Below are 16,012 nucleotides of genomic sequence, written 5' to 3'. Positions count from 1 at the left end.
TCCGCGATTGGGACCGCTGTGTCAACCGCATCCAGGGTAATCACGGGGGCCGGCCATGCGATCAACCGGCCGGCCGTTCAGCGCTCCCTTCATGTCGCCAATGAGTCGGGATGCAGCAAGCCACGCGCGGCGCGGTTGGCGTCCTCCATCACCTGTTCAGCGAGTCCCAACGCGGAATACGCGGCAGGCGAAGGCGTGCGCTCGGCCAGATACACCAGCGCGAATTCCAGCGCGAGACGCGGCGGGTTGACAAGCGGAATGCGCGCCAGCCGTTGCATCTCCAGATCGCGCCGCACTGCGGACGCCGTGGAAAACAGCACGGCATCGGTCTGCGCCACGACGTCCTTCAGCACCGCCACGTCGTTACACTCGATCTGCAACGGGATCTGCTCGTGCGCACGGTACTTCAGCAGGCGATGCAGGGCGTCCTTCATGAACGCGGGCAAGGTCACCGAGACCAGCGGGAACTCGCGCAACGCTGCGAGCTGCACCGTACCGCGCGCAAACAAGGGGTGGTCCGGCCGCGCGAACCAGCCGCCTTCGTGACGCGGCAGACGCTGCAACGTGACATCGGGCGTCACGGGCGGCACACGGCGGTCGGTGACGAGAAAGTCGACCTGTTCGGCGCGCAGCTTGGCAAACAGCGCATCGCCTTCGCCGAGTTCAATCGACACCTTGATCTTCGGAAAGCGCCGCGTGAACTCCACCAGCAGGTCCGGCAGCAGCACGACGGCCGCATAGGGCCCGAGGCCGATGCGCACCTCGCCGAGCTCGTGCGCTTTAAGCAGTTCGACGTCGCGGAACAGGCAGCGCGTCTCGAACAGCACGCGCCGGGCGCGCTCGACCAGCAGCCGCCCGGCCGCCGTCATCGCGACGCCGCGTGCGGCACGGTCGAACAGCTTCATGCCGACTTCCTCTTCGAGCGCCTGAATGCTGCGGCTCAATGCGGGCTGACTCAGATGAACGCGCTCTGCCGCGCGCGCAAAGCTGCCTTCCTCGGCGAGTGCGATCAGATGGGTAAGGCGGCGGGAATTGACCTCATGCATAGTTTGCAAGCTCCCGATAACGAGAATGCACTTGAACAATTCAGTTATACCACCTCAAATGGGCGAAAACCCAGCGCCCCGCGCCAGAAATGGAGACACGTTTTGCCCACTTTCCTCAGCAGCACGAAGCGCTGCACGGCGCTTGCCGCCGACACAGCGTCGGCTTATCCCACCCAGGCACGCGAGACCGTGCAAGGCCGCCGCTGGGTGATCGTCGCCTCACTGTTCCTGTTCATGCTGATCAACTTCGCCGACAAGGCCGTGCTCGGTCTGGTCGCGATCCCGCTGATGCATGACATGCAGTTGACGCACAGTCAGTTCGGCCTCGTCGGCAGCGCATTTTTCCTGTTGTTCTCGATCTCGGGTATCGCCGTCGGTCTGATCGCCGACCGCGTCAATATGAAATGGCTGCTCGCCGCGCTTGCGCTGATCTGGGCGGTAGCGCAGTTGCCGCTCGCATGGCCGACCAGCTTGGCCGTGCTGCTGCTGTGCCGCGTTCTGCTGGGAGCGGGCGAAGGGCCGGCCTCGCCGCTCGCGTTGCATTTGGTCTACACCTGGTTCGACGACCACGAACGCAATCTCCCCACGGCCATCGTTCAACAAGGGGCGACTGCCGGCGTCATCATCGCCGGGCCGTTGCTCACCTATATCTCGCAGCGGTGGCACTGGCACGCGACATTTCTCACGCTCGGCGCTGTCGGCATCGCCTGGACCGTTTTATGGCTGTGCCTCGGCAAGACGGGCAATCGTCAGCACAACCCTTCACCCGCGTTTGCCGCCGCAGCGGCCGATCCACGTGCTGCGTCATTACGCTTTCGGCGCATGCTGAGCGACCGCACGGTTATCGGCGTGATGCTGCAATGCTTTGTTGGCTATGCGGTGATCGCGATCGGTTTCACGTGGGTGCCCGCGTATTTCCGACTCGGCCTCGGCTTTGGCGCGACCCAGGCGGGCTGGTTGTTCGCGCTGCAAGTCGCAGCGCAGATCCCGCTTGGCATCGCGCTCGCGATGGCTTCGCATCGAATGCTCAAACGCGGCGTGCCGTCGAAGGTGGCGCGCGGCAAACTGATCAGTGCGGCATGTGTGGTGAGCGGGTTGGCGTACTGCTCACTGCTGTTCGGTGCGCCGCCGTTCGTCAAAGTCGCGTTGATGGGGCTAGCCAGCGCGTTGGCGATCCAGACGTTCACCTTCGGTCCGATGCTAGTCGCCGAAGTCGCGCCAGTGGCGCGGCGCGGTGCCCTGCTCGCGATCACCAACTCGATCGTTACCACCGCCGGACTGATCGGCCCCGTCGCGATGGGCAAGCTGCTCGGCGCGGCAGGCGACGTGCGTGGCTATGAGATCGGATTCGCGGTAACCGGCACGTTGCTGCTGATCGTGGGTACGGCAGGTTTCGCGTTGATCGATCCACAACGGTCGAAGCGGCGCATGGAAGGCACACCGGGGTAAGACACGCGGCAGCGCGTTCGCCACCGCGAGTTACACGATGAACGTGAACGGCGAACACCGCAGCACGGTGGAGGGCAACCTGGGCGCGCGCTGGAGTTGGTAAGTGCTCAGAACTGATGCCGCACGCCCGCCATCAGGCCAATCTGGCTACCCTTCTGCGCAAGCCCGATACCGTTGACGCCCTGCAACTGCGCGCCGATCAGGTCGCCCCTGTACAGCGAGTAATCGCCTTCCAGATAGATATCGGTACGCAGAGACAAGTTGTAGTCGGCGACCAGTTGGTACTGCCAGGCCGAACCGTTCTGCGCGGCGGTTTTGCCGTCCTGCAGCGTACGCCAGACATTCGCTGCGAAGTGCCACTTGTTGCCGACCTGCTGCGTGATGCCGCCCATGATCATGCGGCGGCGCGAAAAGTCCGTGTATTTGAGCGCGGCCAACGCGGGCGCGGTGAACGGCCCATTGGCGAAATTCGAAAAACCGGCGTCATTCTGATCGACGATATAGCCGACGGAGAACCGGGTCAGGTTCCACGTGTACGACCCGCCGAAGGTCCACGCTTTCGCAGCCGCGCCGTTGACCGAATCTTTCGACTCCTGATATGCGCCGCCGAAGGTGAACGGCCCACCCGGTGCGTAAGCCAGCGCCATGCCGATCTGGCTGCCGTACGAATTGCCCGCGTTGCCACCGAATGCGTAGCCGGCGGCAACATGGAAACCGTTATATTTCGCCTGATACTGCACCTGGTTGCTGGTCCAGATGCCGCCTGTCATCGTCACTTCCGGCTGGAAGCTGAAATCGTACGGAATCCAGATATTGCTGCCGTAGCCGCCGATGGTTATGCCCTCGATCATCACGTTGTACTGACGGCCGAAGATCACCTGGCCAAGGGAATCCGAGCGCACGCCCACTTGCGCTTCATTGAAGAACGGCAAGGTGGGATCGCTTTGGCCGGTATTCATGTAGAAGCGGTTTTCGAGCTTGAAGAACGTAGACCAGCCACCGCCCAGATCCTCGACGCCCCTTATCCCCCAGCGGCTTTCCGTCATGCCGCCGTTACCGAGTCCGATCGACGAATCGCCGGCCTGGTTTGCGTGGGTCAGATAATGCACACTTTCGTCAATCACGCCGTAGAGCGTCACGCTCGACTGAGCGTGCGCCATTTGACACGCCAGCGCTGCCGGCACCACCGCCATCGCCCACCTGCTTACGCGCTTCATTTCGTCTCCTCATACAGATTCCCGCTTTTCACGGATATTTCGACACCGCCACGCCTGCTGCAAAGTACCGGCACGCTGTTCATCTGAGGCCGCGCAAATCGACAGGTAGGATGCGAAGTCCGCGTCGGAACCTGGCACGACAGCCAATTCAGACTGTTTGAATAAGCTGACGAAATGCGTGTGGGTGAACCTTAGCGCGAAATAGGGGCTGTAAGAAAATAGACTGAAGTAAGTGTTGTTATGTCATCGAAGTGCTTGCAGCCTGAAAGAAGCACGCGTAGGCGATGGGGTCATCGCATTACGGGGCAGATGGCTTTGATATCGTATGACTTATGATCTCGACCCTGCAAAACCCATGAGCACCACCGCCCTGTCCACGCGCCGCACCCTGGATAGCTTCGCCATCCTTCTTATGATTGGGCTGTGCGCGATCTGGGGACTCCAGCAGGTTGCGATCAAAAGCACCAACGCGGCACTGCCACCGGTATTCCAGGCGGGTTTGCGCTCGGCGTTCGCGGCTGTGCTCGTATGGGGCTGGGCGCGCTCGCGCGGTACGCCGCTCTTTCGCGACGACGGCACATTGGGCGCCGGCTTGCTCGCAGGCGTGCTGTTCGCTGGGGAATTCGTGTGCATTTTTCTCGGCCTGACGCTGACCAGCGCTTCGCGTATGGCGGTCTTTCTGTACACCGCACCGTGCTTCACAGCACTCGGGCTGCACTGGTTCGTCGACGGCGAGCGCCTGCGCCGCACTCAGTGGCTCGGCATCCTGGTGGCGTTTGCCGGCATCGCGCTGGCGTTCGCCGACGGCTTCCTGCATGGCCATGGGGCGCAGAGCTCGACGCTGACGGGCGTTGCCGGCGACGCGCTCGGCGTGCTGGGCGGCATCACATGGGCCGCGACCACCGTGGTGGTGCGCGCCACGCGTCTCGCTTGCACGAGCGCCAGCAAGACGCTGTTCTATCAACTGGCGGTGTCGGCGGTGGTGCTGCTCGCGCTCGCGCTGGGGCTCGGGCAGGCGCGCGTGGAAACCGTCACGCCACTGGCGGTGATGAGCCTCGCGTACCAGGCGGTGGTCGTGGCGTTCGTCAGCTATCTGCTGTGGTTTTGGCTGTTGACGCGCTACATCGCGTCGCGCCTTTCGGTGTTTTCGTTCCTGACGCCGTTGTTCGGCGTGACCTTCGGCGTGCTCTTGCTCGGCGAGTCGTTCAGCCTGCGCTTTCTGATGGCCGCGGCGCTGGTGCTGACCGGCATCGCGCTGGTCAACCTGCCGGCGAAGCGGGTCGCCGCTTAAGGCGTCAGGCGTTTTACGCGCGCTGCAGGACGCAGCGCGCTTCCTTCAAGACCGCGCAACGCCACTCAGGCGTCGTCAGTCCCAGTTTCCGCGGCCGCGGCGCCACGCGACGGCGAAGCCGCCACGATCTGCGCGACGCGCACATATTCCGCCACCGGCACATCTTCGGCGCGGCGTTGCAGATCGAAGCCAAGCGCCTCGAAATCCACCGAGTCACGAAACGCGGCCAGGGTATTACGCAACATCTTGCGGCGCTGCGAGAAAGCCGCCGTCACCACTTCGCCGAGCACGCGCTCGTCCACGGCCGGCAGTTCATGCACTTCGTACGGGATCATCCGCACGATCGCCGAATCGACCTTCGGCGGTGGATTGAATGCTTCAGGCGGCACGTCGAGTTGCTTGTCGATCACGTAGCGGTACTGGAGCATCACCGAGAGGCGGCTGAACGCCTTGGTGCCCGGTTCCGCCACCATCCGCTCGACGACTTCGTTCTGCAACATGAAATGCTGATCGATCACGCGATCCGCGAATGCGGTCAGATGAAACAGCAACGGGCTCGAAATGTTGTACGGCAGATTGCCGACAATGCGCAGCGACGCCTTCTCGCCCGGTGTGGCCAACGTGCCAAAGTCGAACGCGAGTGCATCGCCCGCATGCAGTTCGAGCAGGTCGCCGAATTTTGTCTTGAGGCGGCCGATCAGATCGCGATCCAGCTCGACGGCGTGCAACGGCGCTTCGGGCGTCGCCAGACGCCCGATCAGCGGTTCGGTGAGCGCGCCAAGCCCCGGCCCGATCTCGACCATGCGCTCGCCGCGCTGCGGCCGGATCACGTCGACGATCGAATCGATCACGCCCATATCGACCAGAAAATTCTGTCCGAAACGCTTGCGCGCGATATGGCCTTGGTGCCGGCCCGGTTGCTGTCTGCTGGTGGACATCGAAGAAACGCTAAAAAGAGAACTGCTTAAGAATAGGAACAAACCAGGAATACACGCAACGGATGCGCAAAGAACGCGCAAACGTCAGGCACCCGGAAAACCCAGAAAAGCGCGGACCAAACCGCGCCGCGATCGCTGGATCAGCCCGCGCGGCGGTGTTGCGCCATCGAAACCGCCGTATCGATCGCGGCGATCAGACTGCCCGAGTCGGCGCGGCCGGTGCCGGCCAGATCGAGCGCGGTGCCGTGATCGACCGAAGTGCGGATGATCGGCAAGCCGAGCGTGATGTTGATGCCTTCGCCGAACGTTGCGTACTTCAACACCGGCAGGCCCTGGTCGTGAAACATCGCCAGCACGCAGTCGGCCTGCTCCAGATAACGCGGCTGGAACAAGGTGTCTGCCGGATAGGGGCCAGGCGCGTCGATGCCTTGATCGTTCGCGAGCTTCAGAGCGGGAGAAATCACCTCGATTTCCTCGCGGCCCAGATAACCGTTCTCGCCCGCATGCGGGTTCAACCCCGTCACGAGGATGCGCGGCGCAGGCAGACCAAAGTGGTGGCGCAGATCGTGATCGACGATGCGCAGCGTCTCGACGATACCTTCGATCGTCAGCGCGGCGGACACGTCTTTGAGCGGCAGATGCGTGGTAGCGAGGGCAACGCGCAACGGGCGCTTGCCCGTGCCGGCCAGCATCATCACCACGCGCGGCGTGTGCGTGCGCTCGGCGAGGTATTCCGTGTGGCCGGTGAACGGTACACCGGCATCGTTGATGGTGCTTTTTTGCAGCGGCGCCGTAACGATGGCGTCGAACCTGCCGGCCACGGCGCCGTCGATCGCGCTGTCGAGCAGATCGAGCACGTAGCGGCCATTGGCGGCGTTCAACTTGCCGGCCAGCGAGGGTGCGCCGAGCGGCCGATGCTGCACCCGCACGCGCTTGCCATCCGCCACCAGCGTAGTCCAATCGACGCCTACCGCCTGCGCCCGCTCAGCCAGCAAATCCGCATCGCCCAACACGGTGAACTCTGCGCCGGGCCAATGCGCCGCCGCGCCCGCCAGCGCCTGCACGGTCAGTTCGGGACCAACGCCGGCAGGCTCGCCGGTCGTGATCGCGATCTGCAACGGCAGGCTGGTGGACTGCGCGGCGGTTGTCATGACGTTTATTGCGCGCTCGTCAACTGCGGCTTCACTTCCACATAGGCAGTGTCGCGCAGTTCGCGCAACCAGTCGGCGTAGGCCTGTTCCGCCTTGCGCTGGCCGATTGCCTGACGCGCCAGATCCATCTGCTGCGAAACCGAGCCTTCCGCTTCACGACGAGCCAGCACCTGAATCAGGTGATAGCCGTATTCGCTGCGCACCGGGTCGCTGATCTGACCGTCCTGCAGGTTGTTCATGGCGCGCTCGAATTCCGGCACCGTCTCGCCCGGGCTGATCCAGCCGAGGTCGCCGCCTTGCGACGACGAACCGTCTTGCGAGTAGGTATGGGCGAACTTTGCGAAGTCGCCGCCTGCGGCGATCTGGTTCTTGATTTCAAGCAGCTTCTGACGCGCTTGCGGCTCGGACATGCCGTCGCCGACGCGCAGCAGAATGTGGCGAACGTGCGTCTGTACGAGCTTCGGTGCATCGGAGCTGGTACCCTGGCCCGCGCGACGATCGACGAGGCGCACGATTTCGAAGCCGTCGTTGGTACGGATCAGATCCGGGCTGATCTCGCCCGGGCGCAGCGCCGAGGCGGCCTTGACGAACTCAGGCGGCAGCTTGGACGGCGTCACGAAACCCGTATCGCCGCCTTTCGAGGCATCCGGCGCTTGCGAATTCGCCTTCGCCAGCTTTTCGAAGTTGCCGCCACCCTTGGCTTCGGTGAGCAGGGCCTGAGCCTTTTTCTGCGCGGCTTCGATGTCGGTTTCCGAGGCGTTCAGCGGCGCCTTCAGGAAGATGTGCTGAATGTGCAGATCGCTCGTCAGCCCGGAGTTCGGTCCGCGCTGGCTGGCGATGTAGTTCGCGACCTCGGCGTCCGACACCGTGACCTTGCTGTCCACTTCCTTCTCACGCAGACGCGAGAGTGTGAGCTCGGTGCGCGCGTCGTTCGTGAAGGTGGTCCAGGGCACGCCTTGCGCCTCGATACGCGCACGGTACATGTCGAGTGTCAGGTTGTTCGCCTGCGCGAGCCGCTCGAGCGTTTTTTGCACCGCGGCGTCGTCGATGTTGATGCCGTCTTCTTTCGCCTTCTGCAGCTGGATGCGTTCCAGCACCATCTGGTTGAGCACCTGCTGGCGCAACTGGTCCATCGGCGGGACCGGCGCGTTCTGCTGGTTCAGCCGGCGGGTGATCAAGCCGATGCGGTCGTCGAGCTCGCGCCGCGTAATGACACCGTTGTTGACCACTGCGGCAATGGTGTCGACCGTCTGGCCGCTATTGCCGGACAGCGCTTGCGCCTGAACCGGCGCAACCGACAGGAAAGACGCCGCGGCGACAAGACCGGCCGCAAGCGTTGCCAAGCGAAGCTTTTTCATGATTGCCACAGATACTCCAATGATGTCGGGCGCGCCTGGCCCGTCTTTTCGCATGCTATAAATGATCGGGCGAGCGTCATTCGTAATTGGTGAAACGCGCTTCCGGCGGCGGCGGCGGCGGCAACGGCGTATAGCCCGCCACGCTGCTGCGGAACGCGGAAATCAGCCCGTTGTCGACGCTCGACAAGCCTTTGAACGTCAACTGCGCGAGAAACCGCGTGCTCGACTGATTCTGCCCCGACGTATTCAGACCGTTCGCATAGCGCTGGATCCCGGCGCCGAGCGTCCAGCAGTCGGCGTCGTATTGCAGGCCGACCAGACCGTCGACGATCCGATGCCCGCCCAGGTCGTAATTGAAACGGCCTACCCCGTACACACGGTGCGTCAACGGCCACTGCCCCGAAATCAGCACCTGGTTGATCGGCTGGTTATCCAGCGTGGTGTTCGCGCGGGTGTAGCGATACGCGACATTGATCACCTTGCCGCTAGCCGGACTGAACCCGAAGCCGATGCTCGTCTTCGTCAACTGGTTGTTGTCGGCATTATATTGGAACGCAGTTTCCGACGCGAAACCGGCGCCGAGCTTGAGCGACGCACCCGCGATCAGGTCCGAATGGGTGGCCTGCGTACTGGTCTGCGTAGGCAGCAGCGTGACGCGCTGGTCCTGGAAGTAATACTGCTGCGCGATCACGAAACGCGCGCGCTCGTCGCCCGTGGCCGGGTTGATGAAGCGCGTGGTAATCGCCGCGGTCAGGCGATTCGCGTCGGCGATCCGGTCGTTACCGACGAACGTGTTCGGCGTGAAGATTTCCGCCAGCCCGAAGTCGGAGTCGGCCGTATCGAACAGCGGCGCGTTTTCCTGGTTGCGGTACGGCGTGTAGACGTAGTAGAGCCGCGGCTCCAGCGTCTGGATGTAATCCTCGCCGAAGATCCGCACCGAACGGTCGAAAATCAGCCCGGTATCGAAGGAGAGCGTCGGGATCGACTCGGTGAAATTCTTCGGCGTACCGGCTGTAGCGATATTGTTCAGGTTGTACGACGCAAAGTGCCACTGCACCTTCGGCGTAACGAAGTAACCCGGCCCGACCACCGAATACGACAGGTACGGGTTGAACATCACCCGCTGACCTTGGGTCGTGTCCGCGGTGGTGATGCGGAAATTCGTGTAGTCGGCTTCCGCGCCGTAGTCGAAACCGCCGACGTTGTACTTCGCGTACTTCACGTTCAACTGCGGCTCGCGGCCGTACGGCGCCACCGAAGGCGTCAGCGTCTGCCAGTGCTGTTCACGGGCGAGCACGGACCATGGGCCGTTGTTATAGGTCAACCCGGCTTCCTGTTGATACAGGAGCTGGGTGCCGTTCATGAACTGACTGACCGACGACGACAGGTCTTCCGGATACGTGTTGTCCGAGACCTTGTTGTAGTAGATGTAACCGCCGAACCCGTTACCGAAGTTCTGGTTGTGCTGGATGTACAGCGCGTAGCGGTTGGTCTTCGTCAGTCGGTCGTCCGGCAGGTATTCACCGGTGATCGAGCCCGAGTAGGTGGGCGACAGATAACGGAAGGTTGACTGCAACTGCACGCCGCGCTTCGAGATCAGCCGCGGCGTCACCGTCAGATCCCGATTCGGCGCGATGTTGAAGTAGTACGGCACCGACAGTTCGAAACCGTTCGACGAACTGAGCGAGAACGTGGGCGGCAGAATCCCGCTGCGCCGTTCGCCCGATAGTGGGAACGACAGCCACGGCGAAGCGAATACCGGCACGCCCTGGAAGAACAGCACGCTGTTGTACGCAACGCCTTCGTCCGCGCCGGTGTCGAAATCGAACTCGCTACCCTTGATATACCAGGCGGGATTGTCCGTGCACGAGCAAGCCGTGTACGTGCCCTTCGTGAACACCGAGCGCTCGCTGTCGAGCAGGTCGACGCGCTCCGCGCTGCCCGAGCCACCCGTCACATTGAAGTGGTACTTCGGTGCGGACATGAAGCCTTCGCTCGAGTCCACCCGCAGATGCGCTTCCGGGCCGGCAAACCTGGCGCCGTTGTTGTTCAGGTGAACCTGGCCGTAAGCGTCGGCCATGTCCGTGTCCTGATCGTAGTGCAGCGCGTCGGCCTTGATCACGAAGGTATTGCGCCGCACCTCGGCCGAGCCTTTCGCGGCCATGTCCTGGTCGGTGGTGCCGGTCGTCGTGTCGCCGAGTACGAAGGTGGCCGCCTTCTGGCCCGCCTGCAATGGATGTTCTTCGAGCTGCGGGGCGAGCTGCATGCCCCATGGCGCGTCGATAGGCTGCGGCTGCGCGGCCTCCCCCACCAACTGGGCGTGCGCAAGCGCGGGCATCAGGCCCGGAACGGCGATCAACGCCGCGACGAGCCGCCTTTTGCGCGGAACTACAGCACAAGAGGGGGTCGTTTGGGAAAGCTGTCTAGGCGGCATGTATCGTTTGGCGAATCGGCCCGTCCGTCAGCTTTTGTAGTCACGATCCACCGCCTGCACATCCCGACCGTGACAGTCGGCTGCACATCAATATTTACAATCTGTCGAACGATGAGGCGGGCGGTAAAGCGGACACGCGAAAGCTGGCGTGAGTCGCGTCAAAAAAGTCGTGGGGTATTATATGGCAAGACGTTGCCCCTCTGAATTTGCTGCCGGTTTTCATGACGCTTCCCCCTGCCAAAAATGCTACCCAAGACTCCTCCGACAGCCGCCTCGAACTGCTCAAGGCCTGGCTGAACGCCCATGCAGCGCCCTATGCGCTTGATCTCGGCACACTTGCGCCGGCTTCGTCCGACGCCAGTTTCCGGCGCTATTTCAGGCTCGCCGGTAAGGCGGCGGAAGGAGAAGGCGCCGGCACCCTGATCGCCGTCGATGCCCCGCCCCCCGAAAAGTGCCGCGAATTTGTGCAAATCGCACAATTGCTCGAGGCCGCCAACGTGCATGTGCCGCGCGTGCTAGAGGTCGATTTCGACGCCGGCTTCATGCTCGTCACCGATCTGGGCACCGATTCGTACCTCGGCGCGCTGACCGGGGCGCAAAGCGGCGATGACCCGCGTCGCGCCCGCTCGCTGATGCGCGACGCGCTCGATGCGCTGATCCGCTGGCAGCTCACCTCGCGCGAAGGCGTGCTGCCGCCGTTCGACGAAGCCTTCCTGCGCCGCGAGATGGAGTTGCTGCCCGAGTGGTTCATCGGCCGCCATCTGGGCCGCGAGGTCGACGACAAAACCCGTGCGCTGCTCGATCGCACCTTCGCGCTGCTGATCGCGAGCGCCCGGGCGCAACCGCAGGTGTTCATGCTGCGCGATTTCATGCCGCGCAATCTGATGGTCGCGGCCGCCCCCAACCCGGTGAATCCCGGCGTGCTGGACTTCCAGGACGCGGTATACGGCCCGATCACTTACGACGTCGCCTCGTTGCTGCGCGATGCATTCCTCAGTTGGGACGAAGAGTTCGAGCTGGATTGCTTCGTGTACTACTGGGAGCGCGCAAAAAAAGCCGGCCTGCCGGTCGATCCGGATTTCGGCGAGTTCTACCGCCAGCTCGAATGGATGGGTCTGCAACGCCACATCAAGGTGCTGGGGCTGTTCTGCCGGATCAACTACCGCGACAGCAAGCCGCATTACATGAAGGATCTGCCGCGTTTCATCGGCTATGCCCGCAAGGTCGCGGAACGCTACGCACCGCTGCGTCCGTTCGCGAAGCTGCTCGACGAACTCGAAGGCCGCGCGAATGAAGTCGGCTACACGTTCTGACCGATGACGATGTCTCTGAAGAAAGCGATGATCTTCGCCGCCGGGCGCGGCGAGCGCATGCGTCCGTTGACCGACACGTGCCCGAAGCCTTTGCTCGAAGTAGGCGGCAAACCGTTGATCGTGTGGCAGATCGAACGCCTCGCGCGCGCCGGTTTTCAAACCATTGTGATCAATCACGCGTGGCTCGGCGAGCAGATCGAGGCGGCGCTCGGCGACGGTTCGATCTGGGGCGTGCAATTGCGCTATTCGGCCGAACATGAAGCATTGGAAACTGCTGGCGGGATCGTGCAGGCATTGCCGCTGCTCGAAGATGAGGGAGCTAGCGAAGTGTTCGTCGCGGTAAGCGGTGACGTGTACGCGGATTTCGATTACGCCGCGCTGAATGCTCGCGCTGAGACGCTGGCGGCATTGCGCGAACCCGGTATGCATCTGGTGATGGTGCCGAACCCGGCGTTTCATCCGAACGGCGACTTTGGCCTGGTCGGCGGCATGCTGTCGCTCGAGACGCAACCACGCTTCACGTTCGGCAATATCGGTTTGTACGACACGCGCATGTTTCGCGATCTGCCGCGCGGCGCGCGGCGCGCGCTGACGCCTTACTATCGCGAGACGATTGCGAACGGTTTCGCGAGCGGCGAGTTGTATGAAGGATTGTGGGAAAACGTCGGCACGCCGGCGCAACTGCAGGCTTTGGATCAGCGCGTGAGCACGCGCTGAGTACGGCAGGGTGTTGAGCGGCACCGTGCGGATCGTGCGATAGCGCGCCGCCCAACGCCGCCGCAAAACTCACCGGCCGCCATCCCCCGCACCCACCGTTTCAGCCGACTCCGGCGCCTCTGCGGCACGTTGCTGCTGCAACGCCCACATCTGCGCGAACAACCCGTTCGCATGCAGCAGCTCGGCGTACGTCCCACGTTCGACGATCCGCCCTTTGTCCATCACGATGATCTGCTGCGCGTGCACGACCGTTGAAAGCCGGTGCGCGATGATCAGCGTCGTACGCTCGCGGGCGATCTGATCGAGCTCGTGCTGGATCGCACGTTCCGAACGCGAATCGAGCGCCGACGTCGCCTCGTCGAACAGCAGAATCGGCGGATTCTTGAGGATGGTCCGCGCAATCGCCACGCGCTGCTTTTCTCCACCTGACAACTTCAGGCCGCGCTCGCCGACCGGCGTTTCGTACCCCTTCGGCAGCCCTTCGATGAAGTCGTGAATATGCGCTGCGCGCGCCGCCGCGATCACTTCCTCGCGCGTGGCCGACGGACGGCCATAAGCAATGTTGTAGTAGATCGAATCGTTGAACAACACCGTATCCTGCGGCACGATGCCGATCGAAGCACGCAGCGAATCCTGCGTGACGTCGCGAATATCCTGACCATCGATGGTGATCGCGCCGCCCGTCGCGCGGTCCAGATCGTAGAAGCGGAACATCAGCCGCGCGAGCGTCGATTTGCCCGAGCCGCTATGGCCGACCACCGCCGTGGTGGCGCCCGCCGGAATCGTGAAGCTGACGTCGTGCAGAATCTGCCGCGCCGGCTCATACGAGAAGTTCACATGCTCGAAGCGCACCTGCGCACCGCTCACCCGCAACTCGGGCGCGTCCGGCACATCGGGCACTTCCTGGGCTGCGCCAAGCAGCGTGAACATGCGGTCCATGTCGGTAAGGCTTTGCTTCAGTTCCCGATACACGACGCCGAGAAAATTCAGCGGAATATAGAGCTGCAACATGAAGGTGTTGATCAGCACCAGATCGCCGAGCGTGAGGCGCCCGGCCATCACGCCTTCGGTCGCGCGCCACAGAATGAACACGAGCCCTGTGCCAATGATCGCCTGCTGTCCGAAGTTCAGCGCCGACAGGGAGCGCTGCGATTTGATCGCTGCCGTGCGATAGCGTTTGAGATTTTCGTCGTAACGGTGCGCTTCCCACTCCTCATTGCCGAAGTACTTCACTGTCTCGTAGTTGAGCAGCGAATCGATCGCGCGCGAATTCGCCTTTGAATCGAGGTCGTTCATCGTGCGGCGAAAATGCGTGCGCCACTCGGTGACTTTCACGGTGAACGTGATGTACACGGCGAGCGCGATGAACGTGACGATCGCGTAATAGGCCTCATATTTGACGACGAAAAAACCCAGCACGAGGCCGACTTCGACCAGTGTCGGCAAAATGCTGTACAGCGAATACGAAATCAATTGCGTGATACCGCGCGTGCCGCGTTCGATATCGCGCGACATGCCGCCTGTCTGCCGATCGAGATGGAACCGCAAAGACAGAGCATGCAAGTGGCGGAACACTTTCAGCGCGAGTTGCCGCACCGCGCTTTCGGTCACCTTCGCAAACAGGATTTCGCGCAATTCGGTGAAGAGCGACGTGGACAGCCGCACCACCGCGTAGGCGACCACCAGCAAACCGACGCCGCCCAGCAGCACGATGGCCGGCGAATCGTGTGCGCGGCCGAGCGCGGTGAGATGCTGCACCGACGCGAGGCTGTCGACGATCCGTTTCATCACGATCGGCACGCCGAGATTGGCGACCTTCGCGCCGATCAGGCAGCTCAGCGCGAAGCCGACGCGCCATTTATAGGTGGCGAGGTAGGGCAGCAGCGACAGGATCGTTTGCCAGTCGTTGCGCGGCTGGGTCGAGATCGGTGAAGGTTCGGACGAGGGCGTACGGCGCATGGGATCGGCTGGGGAGAGTGTGGAAGCGACGGAGTTCGCAGCGGCGCGCTGACCGGCAGCGTGCCAAGCTGGCATCCTGCTTTATGTCGCGCGACCCGGCTGGGCGCTTTCCCGTACAATTCCTGATCTTTCTATTGTCGCAGAAGCTGGCTGGCGCCGCTTTTCATCCCCATGACCGATCTCCTTCAACTTCCGCAAAAGCCTTGCGCACTGCGCGTCATGCCGCAACCATCTGACGCGAATGTCCACGGCGACGTGTTCGGCGGCTGGATCATGGCGCAAGTGGATATCGCCGGTTCGATTCCGGCAAGCCGCCGCGCCAACGGGCGGGTGGCGACCATTGCGGTCAATTCGTTCGTCTTCAAGCAGCCGGTGTTCGTCGGCGATCTGCTGAGCTTCTACGCGGATATCGTCAAGACGGGCAACACGTCGGTGACGGTGGCGGTCGAGGTTTACGCGCAGCGCATGAGCCTGACCGAAGACCTCGTGAAGGTCACCGAGGCAACCCTGACCTACGTCGCAACCGACAGCGACCGGCGCCCGCGCGCGTTGCCGGTGCTGGATTGAACGGCGGACTTTGAACGAAAAACGAGGCGCCTGGGCGCCTCGTTTGGTTTCATACTTCGTACTTTGCCGGGTTGTACTTGCAAGCTGCATTTGCCAAGCTGCATTTGCCAGGATCCCCAGCGCTAGCACGACCGGGCCGGCAACCTCCATCCGGCTCGCAGCCGCTTACTGGCTCGCCGCCGCGCCCGCTGCCGCCTTCTTCTGCGCGTTCTGGAGATCCGTCGGATAGTTCGGATCGTTGCGCGACGGGTTGTACCCGTTGCTTTCCAGCTGCTTCAACTCGGCGTTCTTCTTCGCCCGCGCCTGCTTGCGGGCAGCCTTACGTTGCGCCTTGGCGGCTGCCTTGGATGCAGCTGCCGGCGTGGCGGCCGTGGCTTGATCGGCCGCCGGAGCACTACCAGCGCTTTGCGCTAACGCCGGTGCAACCGAAGCCACGCTAAGTACAACCGATGCGAACAGCACAGCCCATTTCTTTGCAGGTGAAGACGTCATTTCTCTCTCCAGTCGGATTGGCAAATATTCGACGGCGAAACGCCCGTGATCAGGTGCGAGCAGCGAAAAGCGGGCGCAAC

At 62.8% G+C, this 16,012-nt stretch carries 13 protein-coding genes; 5 read left to right on the top strand and 8 right to left on the bottom strand.

From position 1 onward, the window contains the following. Nucleotides 1-89: 89 nt before the first annotated feature. Nucleotides 90-1,046, bottom strand: coding sequence for a LysR family transcriptional regulator (locus tag PQQ86_RS02245; protein WP_408264596.1), 957 nt, complete (start codon nt 1,044-1,046; stop codon nt 90-92). Nucleotides 1,047-1,148: 102 nt separating this feature from the next. Here PQQ86_RS02245 and PQQ86_RS02240 point away from each other — a divergent pair, with 102 nt between their 5' ends. Beyond that, nucleotides 1,149-2,495, top strand: coding sequence for an MFS transporter (locus PQQ86_RS02240; RefSeq protein ID WP_408264594.1), 1,347 nt, complete (start codon nt 1,149-1,151; stop codon nt 2,493-2,495). Between the two features lie 107 nt (nt 2,496-2,602). On the opposite strand, the gene PQQ86_RS02235 is transcribed toward PQQ86_RS02240, so the two are convergent. Next, nucleotides 2,603-3,712 (bottom strand): porin, encoded by a 1,110-nt coding sequence (locus tag PQQ86_RS02235; RefSeq protein WP_408264592.1) that lies wholly within the window; start codon nt 3,710-3,712, stop codon nt 2,603-2,605. 355 nt (nt 3,713-4,067) lie between these two features. On the opposite strand from PQQ86_RS02235, the gene PQQ86_RS02230 reads away from it, so the two are divergent. Next, nucleotides 4,068-5,003: a DMT family transporter gene (locus PQQ86_RS02230; RefSeq protein ID WP_408264590.1), complete on the top strand. Its 936-nt coding sequence runs from the start codon at nt 4,068-4,070 to the stop codon at nt 5,001-5,003. Between the two features lie 65 nt (nt 5,004-5,068). Here the strand turns inward: PQQ86_RS02230 and rsmA are convergent, their stop codons facing one another. The 4 genes from rsmA to PQQ86_RS02210 form a co-directional block, all read right to left on the bottom strand. Then, nucleotides 5,069-5,941, bottom strand: coding sequence for a 16S rRNA (adenine(1518)-N(6)/adenine(1519)-N(6))-dimethyltransferase RsmA (gene rsmA / locus PQQ86_RS02225; protein WP_408264588.1), 873 nt, complete (start codon nt 5,939-5,941; stop codon nt 5,069-5,071). 140 nt (nt 5,942-6,081) lie between these two features. Beyond that, nucleotides 6,082-7,092: a 4-hydroxythreonine-4-phosphate dehydrogenase PdxA gene (gene pdxA / locus PQQ86_RS02220; RefSeq protein WP_408264586.1), complete on the bottom strand. Its 1,011-nt coding sequence runs from the start codon at nt 7,090-7,092 to the stop codon at nt 6,082-6,084. 5 nt (nt 7,093-7,097) lie between these two features. After that, complete coding sequence (locus PQQ86_RS02215) at nt 7,098-8,459, bottom strand: peptidylprolyl isomerase (protein WP_408264584.1); 1,362 nt, start codon at nt 8,457-8,459, stop codon at nt 7,098-7,100. Nucleotides 8,460-8,526: 67 nt separating this feature from the next. Then, on the bottom strand, nt 8,527-10,884 hold the full coding sequence (locus PQQ86_RS02210; RefSeq protein ID WP_408264582.1) for an LPS-assembly protein LptD: 2,358 nt from the start codon (nt 10,882-10,884) through the stop codon (nt 8,527-8,529). 221 nt (nt 10,885-11,105) lie between these two features. Here PQQ86_RS02210 and PQQ86_RS02205 point away from each other — a divergent pair, with 221 nt between their 5' ends. Then, on the top strand, nt 11,106-12,197 hold the full coding sequence (locus PQQ86_RS02205) for an aminoglycoside phosphotransferase family protein (protein ID WP_408264580.1): 1,092 nt from the start codon (nt 11,106-11,108) through the stop codon (nt 12,195-12,197). Between the two features lie 3 nt (nt 12,198-12,200). Continuing rightward, on the top strand, nt 12,201-12,914 hold the full coding sequence (gene murU, locus PQQ86_RS02200) for an N-acetylmuramate alpha-1-phosphate uridylyltransferase MurU (protein WP_408264578.1): 714 nt from the start codon (nt 12,201-12,203) through the stop codon (nt 12,912-12,914). A 69-nt stretch (nt 12,915-12,983) separates the two neighbouring features. Here the strand turns inward: murU and PQQ86_RS02195 are convergent, their stop codons facing one another. Beyond that, entirely contained in the window at nt 12,984-14,873 is a 1,890-nt protein-coding gene (locus tag PQQ86_RS02195; RefSeq protein WP_408264576.1) for an ABCB family ABC transporter ATP-binding protein/permease, read from the bottom strand. 171 nt (nt 14,874-15,044) lie between these two features. Here PQQ86_RS02195 and PQQ86_RS02190 point away from each other — a divergent pair, with 171 nt between their 5' ends. Continuing rightward, nucleotides 15,045-15,440, top strand: coding sequence for an acyl-CoA thioesterase (locus tag PQQ86_RS02190; RefSeq protein WP_408264574.1), 396 nt, complete (start codon nt 15,045-15,047; stop codon nt 15,438-15,440). A 165-nt stretch (nt 15,441-15,605) separates the two neighbouring features. Here PQQ86_RS02190 and PQQ86_RS02185 read toward each other — a convergent pair whose 3' ends face one another. Further along, nucleotides 15,606-15,932 (bottom strand): DUF4148 domain-containing protein, encoded by a 327-nt coding sequence (locus tag PQQ86_RS02185; RefSeq protein WP_408264572.1) that lies wholly within the window; start codon nt 15,930-15,932, stop codon nt 15,606-15,608. Nucleotides 15,933-16,012 lie beyond the last annotated feature (80 nt).

This window comes from Paraburkholderia sediminicola (genome assembly GCF_046026675.1).
GTDB classification, from domain to species: Bacteria; Pseudomonadota; Gammaproteobacteria; order Burkholderiales; family Burkholderiaceae; genus Paraburkholderia; species Paraburkholderia sediminicola_F.
This window is presented reverse-complemented; position numbering and strand designations above follow the sequence as displayed.

What these genes read in the sequence shown, in the direction of transcription:
- PQQ86_RS02205 (WP_408264580.1), top strand. Translation starts at nt 11,106, where the DNA reads ATGACGCTTCCCCCTGCCAAAAATGCTACCCAAGACTCCTCCGACAGC.
- PQQ86_RS02195 (WP_408264576.1), bottom strand. Translation starts at nt 14,873, where the DNA reads ATGCGCCGTACGCCCTCGTCCGAACCTTCACCGATCTCGACCCAGCCG.
- murU (WP_408264578.1), top strand. Translation starts at nt 12,201, where the DNA reads ATGACGATGTCTCTGAAGAAAGCGATGATCTTCGCCGCCGGGCGCGGC.
- PQQ86_RS02190 (WP_408264574.1), top strand. Translation starts at nt 15,045, where the DNA reads ATGACCGATCTCCTTCAACTTCCGCAAAAGCCTTGCGCACTGCGCGTC.
- PQQ86_RS02235 (WP_408264592.1), bottom strand. Translation starts at nt 3,712, where the DNA reads ATGAAGCGCGTAAGCAGGTGGGCGATGGCGGTGGTGCCGGCAGCGCTG.
- PQQ86_RS02230 (WP_408264590.1), top strand. Translation starts at nt 4,068, where the DNA reads ATGAGCACCACCGCCCTGTCCACGCGCCGCACCCTGGATAGCTTCGCC.
- pdxA (WP_408264586.1), bottom strand. Translation starts at nt 7,092, where the DNA reads ATGACAACCGCCGCGCAGTCCACCAGCCTGCCGTTGCAGATCGCGATC.
- PQQ86_RS02185 (WP_408264572.1), bottom strand. Translation starts at nt 15,932, where the DNA reads ATGACGTCTTCACCTGCAAAGAAATGGGCTGTGCTGTTCGCATCGGTT.
- PQQ86_RS02245 (WP_408264596.1), bottom strand. Translation starts at nt 1,046, where the DNA reads ATGCATGAGGTCAATTCCCGCCGCCTTACCCATCTGATCGCACTCGCC.
- PQQ86_RS02210 (WP_408264582.1), bottom strand. Translation starts at nt 10,884, where the DNA reads ATGCCGCCTAGACAGCTTTCCCAAACGACCCCCTCTTGTGCTGTAGTT.
- rsmA (WP_408264588.1), bottom strand. Translation starts at nt 5,941, where the DNA reads ATGTCCACCAGCAGACAGCAACCGGGCCGGCACCAAGGCCATATCGCG.